Raw genomic sequence first — 13541 nt, 5'->3', positions numbered from 1 at the left:
GGCTTATTCATTATAATTCTGCACCAAATCGAGTGCATACGAAACGCCTGCCACATTCCAGGCTTGCGAAATGGCTCCTTTGCCAACATGCGGCGGATCGCCATCGTACATTTCAGGAATGTTCCCGATACAGTGTTCTGTCATTTCGGCTTCAAAACTTTCCATAATCTGTTTCACAAACGGCAAGCCTCCGCGCTTATGAATTTTCAAATAGGCTTCAACAAAAAACTGTAGCAACCAGGGCCAAACTGCTCCCTGATGAACCGCCAATTCACGTTCTTTCGGACCACCGTCAATATCGCCAATGTAACGCAAATGGTCGGGCGACAATGTTCGCAGCCCCCTGTTTGTAAGCAGTTTTCGCTTCACCACACTTAACACTTGTTTTTGTTGTTCTTTGGTAAGCGGCGTATAATCCATGGCCACAGCAATTACCATATTTGGCCTCACTGCCCATTCTTGCTGCTCATCTTTTACCACATCGGCAAGGTAACCGTGCCCTTCGCTCCAGAATGTTTTCAGGAACGACTGCGCCACTTTATTCACCATGTGTTTCCACTGCGTAATAAATTCACGATCGCCGGCCATATCAGCCAAATCGAGCGCAAAACAAATGGCGTTAAACCACAGTGCATTCACTTCAACCGGCATTCCCGCACGCGGCAAAACTGCTTTCTCGTCTATGCTCGAATTCATCCAGGTTAATGCGGCATCTTCCTTTTCGGCATAAATTAATCCGTTGGGCAGCACTTTTATATAGTCCAGTTTCTGATCGGTATAAGCGTTGAGAATCCTTTTGATCACTTCGCCATACATTTTCCACAGAAACTTTGGATTGTTCTTTTTCTTTAAATATTGCTGAATGACCCAGATAAACCACAACGATGTGTCGGCAGAATGGTACTGCAGCTCTTTATCCTTGATCTGATCGGGGAAAAAACCATCGTTAAAATATTTCAGGTACGAATCGAGTATTTTCTCACACAGTTTCGGGTCGTTAAACGACAGGCACAATCCGGGAAGAGACACAAAAGTTTGGCGCGTAATGCTGTTGTACCAGGGAAATCCGGCAATAATATCGGCCGTGTATCCTTCGTGCATTATAAACTGATGCGCGGCCCGCTCCAAAACACTGTTGAAGGTTTCTTTGCCGCCACGTTTTTTCTGCTCTTTGGTAAATCGTTGTTTTAACGACACTGGATTCGCTTCGGTTAAACCCGCGGCAAAAACGATAGACTCGCCTTTTTTCATGGGGAACTCAAAATAGCCCGGCACAAAAAGATCTTCCAAATAATCGTAGCCGCGGTTCAGTTCTTTCAGGTATTCGATATCGTAATACCAGTCGGGCGCGGCCACATAATCAACCGCTTTGCTGCATTGCATAAACAAATCGGGGTAACCGTCGTACAAACATGCTTTAACCCCGTTTTTGGTTTTGCCAACCTTACGGTTTACAAACATATTTGCCTTACTCAGCTGATGAATATTTCGGAAAGCCAGAAACGGTTTTAGTCGCAGCGTTGTTGGCGACTTCGCTTCCTCAAGCGTATATTTTATCAGAATTTGTTCCTCTTTTTCAACCAGTAGTCGTTCTTTGGTTAGCACTACTCCTCCAACCCGGTATGTGATTTTTGGTATGGCATCAAACTCCACATTACGGATGTATTTGTGCCCTTTAGGTTCGTAGGTTCCGCCTTTGTAGCGGTGGATTCCGAGGTTGAATTCAGCCTCGTTTTGTATTACTGTTTCATCGAGCGATGAAAGCAACACATGCTTTTCACCTCCAAAATTCTCAATAGGACACACCAGCAAACCGTGGTATTTGCGCGTATTGCACCCATTTAGCGTGGTACTTAAATAAGAACCGGCTCTGTTTGATCGTAATATTTCTTTGAACAGCGAATATTCAAGATTTACCAGCTGTTCCTTATCAAATTGAAGGTAATGCATATCAGTAACACTTTGGTAAATTGAGTATTGGTTCAGCAGTCACAACGAAGTTGTCCCTACTAAGTTAAGAGATTTAACTTACAATTGTTTGGTCACCCCCTCCAAATTGCTCAATCTGTACATTAAAATATTCTTTTTCTAACTTTAAATTAAGATACGGGAATCTTTTTTCCAGCAACTCTAATTTATTAAGAAAACTAAGGAGAAATTTGGAATATTCAAGGGATTTTTTGTTGATTGGGCGATGCTTTACAGCATTGCTTATTTTTTGAACTTCTCTAGCAATTTCAATACTTTCAGGATTGATTAGTACCGCTTCAAAACGCGACCAAATATGCTTTATGGCCACCTCCGAAATGTGCAACATATCTTCGGCATAAAAACGATAATCGCGCAGTTCATCCATCACTATTTCGTACGACGGAAAATACGCACATTTTTCAGCACCAAGCTCCTGAATCAATTGATCAACAGCCAGTATCAACGCCGACTTACTTCGCTGATTTTCAATGGCGCCATCTTTCCAATGACGAATTGGGCTGACCGTAAAAACCACTTTCAGATCAGGATTTATTTGCCAGATCTTTGTTAGCAAATCGCGATAAACCTCAACGATCTGCTGCACCGACAAACGTTCGCGCACAAACTCACGGGCCGGAATTTTATGGCAATTCGAAACCAGCTCGCCGCTTTTTTTGTAACGATAAATCCAGGCTGTTCCAAAGGTGAGAAACAGAAAATCGGCTTGCTTCAAAAATGATGCAGAACTTTTAATACGCGAATTAATGTCGTCCAGCGCCATCTTTTGCTCGGTATTCGAAAATCGGCCATGATGACTAAAGCTATGCCAAAGGCCATTGTGTTCTATAAGATCATCGGCTGAAAACTCCTTTTCTTCGAGTAAAAGCTGCAGCCCGTTGGCAACGGAAAGCGGGTTATACAAAATTCCAAATGGATTGATGTCGACCGGGTATTTCAGAGCCTCCATTTTTGCCCCGACATTTTCGGTAAAACACGATCCCATAAACAGGTTTTTCATTTTATAACCTGTTTGCCACGGAAATTGCGGCACATCTACGATGGTTTGAAATTTTGCTTCGGCCATTTATTTCGCTTTCGGGATATCAACTTTTTTCAGCACCAGCGCCGTTCTCGCCGGCAGGTAAAGTTTCAGGTAATGCTGGCTGTCCATTCCTTTGCTTGGCATGGTGTAGTAACTGATCTCCTCATCAACCCGATCGTGACCACCAAAGCGACCGGAGTCCGAATTCAGTACAATTTGATATTTTCCGGCACCCAACGGAATTCCATAATCAGTAAACGACTGCGTTGGATTAAAATTGAAAACAAATAAAAAGAGTCCGCGGTGGTAGGCCAGCACTTTATCCGGTTTATTTTCCAACACCTTGTCAACCGGAGGAATGGAAAGTATTTTATTTTGGTTGATCAGCTGAATCATCTCCTTATCAAAATCATACAGCCAATGAAATTTCAGGTCCTGATCTTCGGAGATGCTCCAAATTCGGCGCGCATGACTGTACGACCAGTTGTTACCTTCGCGCGGAAAATCGATCCACTCCGGGTGCCCGAATTCATTTCCCATAAAATTCAGGTAAGCACCGCCGGCAGTACTTGCTGTTGCCAAACGGATCATTTTATGCAGTGCTATTCCACGATCAACGATCAGGTTCGGCTGATCTTTTCGCATGGAAAAATACATCTCTTTATCTATCAATCGGAAAATAATGGTTTTATCGCCTACCAAAGCCTGGTCGTGCGACTCGGCATAACTTACCACCTGCTCGTCCATTCGTTTCGAGGTGAGCTGGTAAAAAATGTCGCCAACCTCCCATTCGTCGTCCGACTTTTCTTTTATCATTTTTATCCAGAAGTCAGGAACGCCCATTGCCATTCGGAAATCAAACCCTAAACCGCCATCGTCTATTGATGTCGCCAGTCCGGGCATTCCACTCATATCTTCAGCAATCGACAGCGCGCGTGGATTAATTTCTTTAATCAACTTATTTGCCAGTTTAAAATAGGTAGTTGCCTCCTGATCGACATTGGCATTAAAATAGTCGTCGTAAGTGGTGAATGCGATTTCCAATCCATGGTTAAAATATAACATGCTGGTTACACCGTCGAAACGGAATCCATCGAATTTATACTCTGTGAGCCAGTAGCTAATATTTGATAAAAGGAAGTGTAAAACCTCGTTTTTATCGTAGTTAAAACAATAGCTGTCCCATGCCGGGTGCTCGCCTTTTCCACCCTCGTGAAAAAATTGATAGCGTGTGCCGTCGTAGTTTCCAAGTCCTTCAACTTCGTTTTTTACGGCGTGCGAATGTACCAAATCCATAATCACGGCAATTCCCATTCCGTGCGCCTCATCAATCAGTTGCTTCAGTTCTTCGGGCGTTCCAAAACGCGACGATGCGGCAAAAAAGCTGCTTACGTGATAACCAAAACTCCCGTAATACGGATGCTCCGGAATCGCCATTAACTGAATAACATTGTAGCCGTTGGCTTTTATGCGCGGCAACATTTGCTCGCGAAATTCATTGTAGGTGTGAACGCGCTCCTCTTCTCCGGCCATTCCAACATGACCTTCGTAAATCAGTGGTTGTTCATCGGCACGCTGAAACTCCGGATTCTTCCACTCGTAATTATTTTCGGGTGCCCAAACCTGCGCGTTAAACATGTGCGTATTTTCGTCCTGAACAACACGCGTAGCCCAGGCAGGAATACGTTTTCCATGATTTACTGCCCAATGAACATTTAAAGCATACAAATCGCCATGTGCCATTTGATCGGCCGCAAGATGCAATTCCCAAACACCATGATCGAGACTTGCAAAAGAGTACTCAACACTTTCCTGCCAGTCGTTAAATGTACCAACCAAATAAATGTGGGTTGCATTGGGAGCCCACTCGCGAATTACCCACCCCGAATTGGTTCGGTGCAAACCAAAATACAAATGTCCGGTAGCAAAATCGGCCAGCGACTTACCGCCGGTAATTTCTTTTTCTTTACGATCGGCTAGAATCATCCGGTCGGAAATTACTCCGGCATAAGGCTCCAGCCACTTATCGTTCTGAACTAATTTTGGCAGATATTTTTTCATAGGTTGGGCTCCTTTCTTTTAAGTCGTTCAAATCCGAACAACAAGCTCGAATTCGTTTTTTAAAGATAGAGAATCGTGCGTGAAAATGCAGATTATTAAAAGAAAATGCGCTTCAACACCAGTTCTTTTTCCTTATGAGCCATTAAGTGTCTGACGTGCAGACTTCTTATGCATGACATTGAAGATTCAGATTTATTTAACTGCGAAAAATTGCCGGTACTCAGGAAATCGAATTGATAAGTTGAAAAAGGAATACCGTTTTTGAGTTATTCCGGGAAAGACAATAAAAAAAACCATGACGGGGGGCGCCATGGTTTATAAGTATTAAATTAAATGCTGTTTAATTATAACTTAAAATGCAAAGGTAAGTAACAATTATTGTACCATAGTGCATTGGCACCCCAAAAACTTTTATGTTTTAAAATTGTTGTGGGGATGTCAAATGTCAGGCTTTTTCAACTGGTATTTTGTATTAAACAGGCAAAAAAGCAATACAAAGCTTACTTTTGCGCCGTTAAAAATTGACAAATGAAGAAAACCGGATTTACTACTACAGCATTAAATGTACCCTACGCCAAACAAGATCCACACAAGGCACTGCAAATGCCTTTATACGAATCGGTGGCTTACGAATTTGATACGGCCGAACAGATCGAGGCCAATTTCAGAGGCGAGTACATTGCCCATGTTTACTCGCGAACGGCAAGCCCAACCGTGGAATATTTCGAGCTAAAATTAAAAGCGCTAACACAGAGTAGCGGCGTAATTGCTGTAAGCTCGGGCATGGCAGCCATTACAAATACCATTATGGCGCTTACCAAAACGGGCGACAATATTATTTCCGGAAATCGTTTGTTCGGGCACAGTTATGCCTTGCTACAAAACACACTTTCTGAATTTGGGATGGAAACACGTTTTAGCGATTTAAGCTCGGAAGAAGAAATTGAAAAATTGATCGACGAAAATACACGTGCCATCTATTTTGAAACGGTAACCAATCCTCAACTGGATATTGCTGATATTGAAATGTTGTCGCGAGTGGCAAAAAAACATAACCTGGTTTTAGTTGCCGATAGCACGATTACACCACCCAATGTTTTTAGCGGCGGGAAATTTGGTGTGAATATCGAGGTGATGTCAACCACAAAATATATTTCGGGAGGAGCTACTTCGTTTGGTGGTGCCATTGTCGATCATGGAAATTTCGACTGGAACAAGAATCCGAACACGGCTTCATACACTGAAAAATTTAAGGACAATGCCTTTCTTATTAAGGTTAGAAAAAACGTTTACCGAAATACGGGCGGAAGCATGGCTCCGCAAACGGCGCGCTTTCAAATTCAGGGGCTCGACATTCTGGAACTTCGGGTAGAAAAATGCTACCAGAACTGCCTGGCTTTAGGCGAATTTATGAAAGCACATCCGCGAATTAAAACAGTGAGTTACCCTGGATTAGAAATGGATAATCGTTACGAGTTAGCGCAAAAATATTTTAACGGAGTTCCGGGAACGATTATGAGTTTCGAGCTGGAATCGAAAGCAGCCTGTTACACCTTTATGAACAAGCTGCAAATCATTCGCCGGGCCACTAATTTGAACGACAACAAATCGCTGATTATTCACCCGCACTCGACTATTTATGCCGAGTTCACCGAAGAAGAACGTATTGCAGCCTGCATAAACGACCGCATGATGCGCCTTTCGGTGGGTATTGAAAATGTGGCTGATATTATTGCTGATATTGAGGTGGCGCTGAAATGATTGGCTGACTTTAAGAATCGATTCGTCATTCAGAGCTTGTCTCAAAACAAAAAAAAATGAGGACTTCACATCAAGTGAAATCCTCATTTTCTATTTAGTGATATTCTTTTTAGTATGCTAACATTACCGTACCATTCTTAACCGTACCCAATCCATCATTCAGTATCAGTACATAAATGTAGTTACCTGCCGGCAATCCACCTGATCGGCCAATAGTAAGTCTGTTTTCTGAAGTTCCCCACCACCATGCATCCTGGTACGTTCCCCAAACTTCAAGGATTCCATAGTGCTCCTTCTCCCAAAGTTTAACACCATTACGGTTGAATATCATGAGTTTGTTATTCGGATATTTCTGGATACACAAGATCTGGAAGAAGTCGTGAACACCATCGTCGTTTGGCGAGAATCCTTCAGGTATAAACAGCTCGCAGTTCAGCTCGGTATCCAGGTATTCCGGATATCCATCCAGGTCGAGGTCATCGTCGCTGTAATCGCCGTTACCATTCAGGTCTTCTATTACTGTTGGGTACTCGTCATCTTCATCGTTGGTATCGCGCCAGTCGCGGGTTCCGTCATCATCGAAATCTTGCAACGGTGCGTTACTTCCGATCTCATTTCCGTAATCGGCCCATCCCGAATAAGTATCGTAAGCGTCATCCAATCCGTCGTGGTCTTCGTCGCTGTACCATCTCAATACATCGGCAATACCGTTGTGGTCGGCATCGTGTCCTTCAATCATATCGAATACACCGTCGTTATCCGAATCAATATCCAGGTAATCCGGCATCGAGTCGCCATCGGTATCGGTCAGCTCTTCGTCGAAGGTAATTACACCACCAATTGAAACGTCGTAAACATCATCCCAACCATCTCCGTTGGCATCAATTCCTGTTGGCGGTATATAATTGTGTTCACCCTGACCTTCAATATTATCCGGAATTCCATCGTTATCCGAATCGATATCCATGTAGTCAGGAATTCCGTCATGATCGGAATCTACCAGTCCCATTCCATCCTCAGGCCAGTAACCACCATTTTCGATATTATCGCGGATTCCGTCGTTGTCATCATCAATATCAATGGCATCGGCTACACCGTCGCAATCGTTATCCGGAACGCGTTTAATGTAAACCCAGGCAGTGTCGCACAACGATGGAATTCCATTGTCGCAAATTACATACTGGAAGCTATCGGTTCCGAAGAATCCGTCAAACGGAATGTACTCGAATCGTCCGTCGTCGAACAAGGTCAATGCTCCGCTGTCAGGAGGTGTTACCGGAACAGGATTCACTGTTATCGCATCACCATCCGGATCTGAGTCTGCCCCATTACCATTATCATACAGAACATTGCCGAACAACTCGCCACAAGGCACCTCAAAATAATCATCGACAGCTACAGGAGGTTCGTTCGCCGGAATTACAGTGATAAATACAATGGCTTCTCCAGGCTCTGGTTCACATGGAATACCATCATCGAAAATTTGATAAATGAACATGTCAGGTCCAACATATCCTAGATCGGGAGTATAAGTAACAATTCCTGTTTCATTATCTACAACAACAGATCCATGCTGCGGACTAATCCTAACACCAAGCGTAGAGATATCAATATTTGTCTTCAGGTCGAAATCATTATTTGTTACCGGTATATCAACAGCAATATCCATTGGTGTAACAGCCGAGTCGTTTACAACATTTGGTGGCGTATTACCAATAATCACAAACTCTGTAGTACAACTGCTTGAATTGCCATTTACATCGTAAGCTGTTGCTGTGATTATTGTTTGTCCAATGTCATCACAATCCAACAAGTACTGATCCAGTAACACCGTATCAATCCCACATTCATCCCAGGCTGATTCTGTGATATAATTCCATGTTAATAAGAAGGTACCATCTTCTTCGCTTAATTGTATAGTATCTCCCGTGATACAGGTAATTTGAGGAGGAATCTCATCAATAACAGTAACATTTGCTTCACAGGTATCAGTATATCCATAAATATCTGTAACAATTAGTTGAACGAGGTTATCACCAACATCAGTACAGTCAAAACGATCTCTGGAAATATCGATAGATGCGATTTCACAGTTATCGGTTGATGTATTGTTTATTTGTTCGGCCGTAATTGTTACCTCTCCATTTTCATCCAGGTAAACCGTGATATCCTGACAAACAGCTTCAGGAGGAAGAGTATCAACAACTGTAATGTTGGCGGTACATTCTGCCGAAAGCCCTCCTTCATCGTATACTATAATTCGCGCCTGCGTTCCTGATTCTATATCCTCGCAAGTAATTTCTTTAATTTCAATCTCAACCCTCAAATCTTCAAGAGCAGTACAATTATCATACATACTATCGATCATAGCAATTGAGTCCTGAATAGTGAGGTGATACTGTCCGTTTTCGTCCAGGTAAACGGTAATATCTGCACAGAATACTTCAGGCGCCTTATCATCGATAATGAGATAATAAGAGGTATCGCGACCAATATTTCCGCACATGTCGGCAATACTGTAGTAGTAGATCAACTGAGAGCGGCCCGGTTGCAGAGAAATAATGGTATCGCGAATTGTAAATGACGACGGATCGATTGCACAATTGTCGTCAACTACAGGAACACCCAATGCCAGAAAATCAGCATAAGTTTCGATATCAGAATCTATCGATGACAAACATTCAACAGTATCACCTACAGGTGCAATAATTATCGGCGGAATAGTATCGTAGAAGTCGATGGTTTGTCTGCATGAATCCAGTCTTCCATAAATATCTTCAATCACATAGGTACGCTCAATAGTCAAACAGTGCTCACTTGAAACCATTTCTTCGAAACTTGTGAAATCAGCCAATATCTCACCCGGATGATAATGACCACCCATGGCTATAAACTCATCAATATTTGTAGCAGCAGGATATTGTGTTACATCCGGACATTCAATCGCAGTATCCGGTGGACAACTGAACTCCGGTTCAAATGCCAACAAGGTTACCGAAAGGCTATCGTAACAGCCAATATTGTCGCTTACTTCCACCCGGTAATCGCCGGCATATAAGTTGGCAATATCTTTAATCGAATCGGTATATCCATCAGGTCCGGTCCAGTTAATGGTGTAAGCTCCGCTTCCTCCGCTAATATCCAGGGCGATACTTCCCACAGGATTTGGATTATAGCCCTGATCAACCAAAATTGTATCCAGTTGGATAGCCGGAATAACTATAATACTCATACTGTATGGACCTGCGCAGTATCCAGAATCAGGATAGAAGATATAGTCAAATGTACCTGCAAGATCGGTACTAATTGTATCAGGCAACCAGTAACCGGTAATTGGTGTACTATTTAATGATGTAGTTGGCAATAATGGTGCTACTGAGAACTGGCACAATGGATCGATATCATCAAATTTTGGATCATTGGTAAGTTCAATAGTAATCTTCTGAGTTACTTCTACCGAGTTACATGGATCGCTAAAAGTATAAATTCGATAAACCACACCAGTTTCTTCCATTCCACCCAAGGAGTCACGAGAGGCGATTACGAGCGGACCACAATCTTCAGTAACATAAGAACTAACATCTGTGTAAGGTTCCGGCATATCACACTCAGCCGAAATTTCTGTTGGGAAATTAGCATTAACAACAGGCGGAATATTATCGTAGATGTAAATATTTTCTGTAATGGTAGTCTCGTTTTCACAATCATCTTCAGCGGTATAAACACGTTGAATTAAAGTTGGGCAGGTTCCTACCGGAGCAAGTTGTCCGCTGGAATATACCTTCGCTCTATTCATATCAGTACAGTTATCTGAAATTGAAGCCCCCTCTCCTCCAAATCTTCCGTATCTAACTACATCAAGTCCATTGCTATAAAAATTACGTGGGTCACGTAACCACTCACTAGCATCATCGCAATCGTAAAATACTTTATCCGGCAAATAAAATTCGGGTGGCGTTTTATCATCAACTGTAATTTTTTGATTACACCAATCAATTTCTCCATTCTCATTTCGAATATAGTATGTTACTGTAATCTCTTCAGGGCAAGTCTGTCCATTACTCGAAGTACTTACCCAGAATGAATCGATTTCAAATGGGTCGCTATGGGCATAACCGCCTGCATTTCTAAACTCATCCAAATCTTGATATACAGGTACATCTTCTCTACATTCATAACTTATATTTGGCAAACCACCGCAGCCGATACTGAAAGCAGCAGAACGATAGATTTGTATTTCCTGTGTACATTGGAATGTATTTCCACAATAATCTGCCACTTCGTAAACACGAGTTATCACTTCCGGCTCTGTTCCGCCATCGGTAACATCAGAACCTACCTGGCGGAAACTAACAACACCACAATTATCATCGAAAATACCACCATCAGCCAGAAATTCGTCTGCAGAAGCATATGCCGGTGGTACTCCATCATTAGTAATTACTATCGGAGAACGACAAGACATTGTCGGATCCTCCTGATCATCAACAATAATTACATGCGTTGCACTTAGCGTGTCGCCACAAAGATCGACAATACTGTATGTACGAATTTCTTCGTAACAATAAACTCCGATCGTAATTTTTTCAATATCTACATCGAATGTTGTAGTATCAAGTCCGCAGGTAAGTGAATAAACATCCGCAGTCGTATCCAGTGCCAAATATTCTGAAAGCGAATTCGCAACAGGATAATTTTCCAGATCTTCATAACAAATCTCATCAGCCAGCGGTGCCATGTATTTGTCAATCGGAACAGGTTCAATAATAGTAGCAGTAAATGTTGCCTGACAATCGTATTCATCGGTTACGATTAAAGTGTACTCACCTGCCGGCTGGTTGAACAGATCTTCGTCGAAGCCCACAGTATCACCAGCTACATTTATCCATGCGAAGTCATAGTCAGGAGTTCCACCACTAACCGAAACTTCGATGCTTCCGGTTGATTCGCCGGCAACGAGAACCGGAGTTATTAATTCTTCGGTTATGGTAATCGGAGTTGGTTCGGTAATTACCACCGTCAATGTATCGAAACAGCCAAGTGTATCCGAAAGTGCATCGGTAACGGTTACGAAATACGTTCCGGCAGGCAAGCCACTAATATCTTCTATGGTTTCTCCGTTACTCCACTGGTAACTATACGGTTCAACACCTCCAGTAACTTCAATATCAATCGTTCCGGTGCTATCGCCGTAACAAAGTACATTAACCGGATCAGCGACGATTTTCGGATTACTGATTACCAGATGCAGCCAAGTAGTATCGGGGCAGGCAGTGGCAGTGCCAAGGATATTTGAGTAGTCTCCCGATTCGGTTAAAATTGATCCGTCACCTTCAATCCACTCGTATTCTACACAAGCATAAACCGTATCGAAAGTAGCACCACCTTGAATAATTGTAGTGTAAAGTATTACAACTGAATCGCAGCCCTCTTCATTCGTAATGGTTGCCTGATAAATACTATCTGCTTGCGTTTGAATTGGCAATCCATTCCAATCGGGCACAGTTTCATCCATACAGTATGTTTCGTATACCGGAGTTGTATCAGGGGCCAGGATAGTTACGTCGTAAATAAGAGTAGAGTCGCAGTCAAACTGATTTGCTGCATATAGCGTATCAAAATATATCTGCGATTGATCGAAAGTAATTGTCTGACTATTTATTGTTGTATCACCAGGTCCGGCACAGAATGTATAATACAGCACTGTGTCGGTTACCGGATTAATGGTTACTTCATAATAGAACAAGGTATCGCAACCCGAAGGATCAGGTAGAATATGTTCGTAAATACTGTCGGTTGTTGAAGATATTGTTTGTCCATACCAATCTTCTATTGGCTCTCCGTAACATACTTCAAGCGGGAAAGTATCTTTTATCGCCGGCGAAATAAATACATTAAGTGTTATGGTTGAATCACAACCATACATGTTTGTCATCGTGTCAAGGTAGGTACTGTCTATAAAAGTTGAAACGACATGTGTATTCCATGCAAATTCCGGACTTCCCTCACAAAGTGTTGTATCTATAATAGTATCCGAAATTGGATGCGAGATAAGTGTTAACTCCAAACGCAGCGAGTCGCAACCAGCCTCGTAATAAAGTGTATCAGTGTAAATACTATCCCGGTCTGTTAGAATATTAAGCGAATGCCATGCAAATGCCGGTTCGTTTTCGCAAACTTCAATAGTATCTGTTATTACAAACGGACGCAGTATCTCAACATCGAGATAAACGATCGAGTCGCAGCCAAACTGGTTTTGAAGAACATCGGTATAAATGTTATCTGTATAAGAGTCTACCTGATGGATGGTATTTACTCCCCAGGCAAAGGTAGGCTCTCCTTCACAAATGGTGGTGTCAATGTATACGGAATCAGGTTCATGAACATCAACAAATAATACCAATAAAGTATCACAACTTACACCTACAACTCCCGGTAAAGTATCCAGGTATTGACCGGCAGACACAATTGGATTACCGTTCCAATCATAAGGTAATTCATTCGTACACAAACTTAAGTACATCGTATCCTCTTCCATCGGCTCGATATACAGATCCAACATTCGGATCGTATCACAACCTACTCCAATCTCGCCAGGAATCGTATCTAAATATTGTCCGGCACTGAATATATCTGTACCATTCCAATCGAATGGTAATTCGTTGGCACAAATGCTCGCATAAATTGTGTCGCTTTCCATTGGCTC

General features: G+C 42.4%; 5 protein-coding genes. 1 reads left to right on the top strand and 4 read right to left on the bottom strand.

All coding sequences use genetic code 11. From position 1 onward, the window contains the following. Positions 1 to 3 precede the first annotated feature (3 nt). From QZ576_RS05560 to QZ576_RS05550, 3 genes are all read right to left on the bottom strand, one after another. Positions 4 to 1950 (bottom strand): amylo-alpha-1,6-glucosidase, encoded by a 1947-nt coding sequence (locus QZ576_RS05560; protein ID WP_297094908.1) that lies wholly within the window; start codon positions 1948 to 1950, stop codon positions 4 to 6. A 73-nt stretch (positions 1951 to 2023) separates the two neighbouring features. Then, the gene (locus QZ576_RS05555) at positions 2024 to 3055 is read right to left on the bottom strand and encodes a GSCFA domain-containing protein (RefSeq protein WP_297094907.1); all 1032 of its coding nucleotides are present in this window, start codon (positions 3053 to 3055) and stop codon (positions 2024 to 2026) included. After that, positions 3056 to 5074: an alpha amylase C-terminal domain-containing protein gene (locus tag QZ576_RS05550; protein WP_297094906.1), complete on the bottom strand. Its 2019-nt coding sequence runs from the start codon at positions 5072 to 5074 to the stop codon at positions 3056 to 3058. A gap of 528 nt (positions 5075 to 5602) precedes the next feature. Between QZ576_RS05550 and QZ576_RS05545 the strand changes: the two genes are divergently transcribed. Beyond that, positions 5603 to 6835: an aminotransferase class I/II-fold pyridoxal phosphate-dependent enzyme gene (locus QZ576_RS05545; RefSeq protein ID WP_297094905.1), complete on the top strand. Its 1233-nt coding sequence runs from the start codon at positions 5603 to 5605 to the stop codon at positions 6833 to 6835. Between the two features lie 109 nt (positions 6836 to 6944). Here the strand turns inward: QZ576_RS05545 and QZ576_RS05540 are convergent, their stop codons facing one another. Then, the gene (locus QZ576_RS05540) at positions 6945 to 13535 is read right to left on the bottom strand and encodes an Ig-like domain-containing protein (RefSeq protein WP_297094904.1); all 6591 of its coding nucleotides are present in this window, start codon (positions 13533 to 13535) and stop codon (positions 6945 to 6947) included. Positions 13536 to 13541: the final 6 nt, after the last annotated feature.

Source organism: uncultured Draconibacterium sp., assembly GCF_913060805.1.
Classification (GTDB): Bacteria; Bacteroidota; Bacteroidia; order Bacteroidales; family Prolixibacteraceae; genus Draconibacterium.
This window is presented reverse-complemented; position numbering and strand designations above follow the sequence as displayed.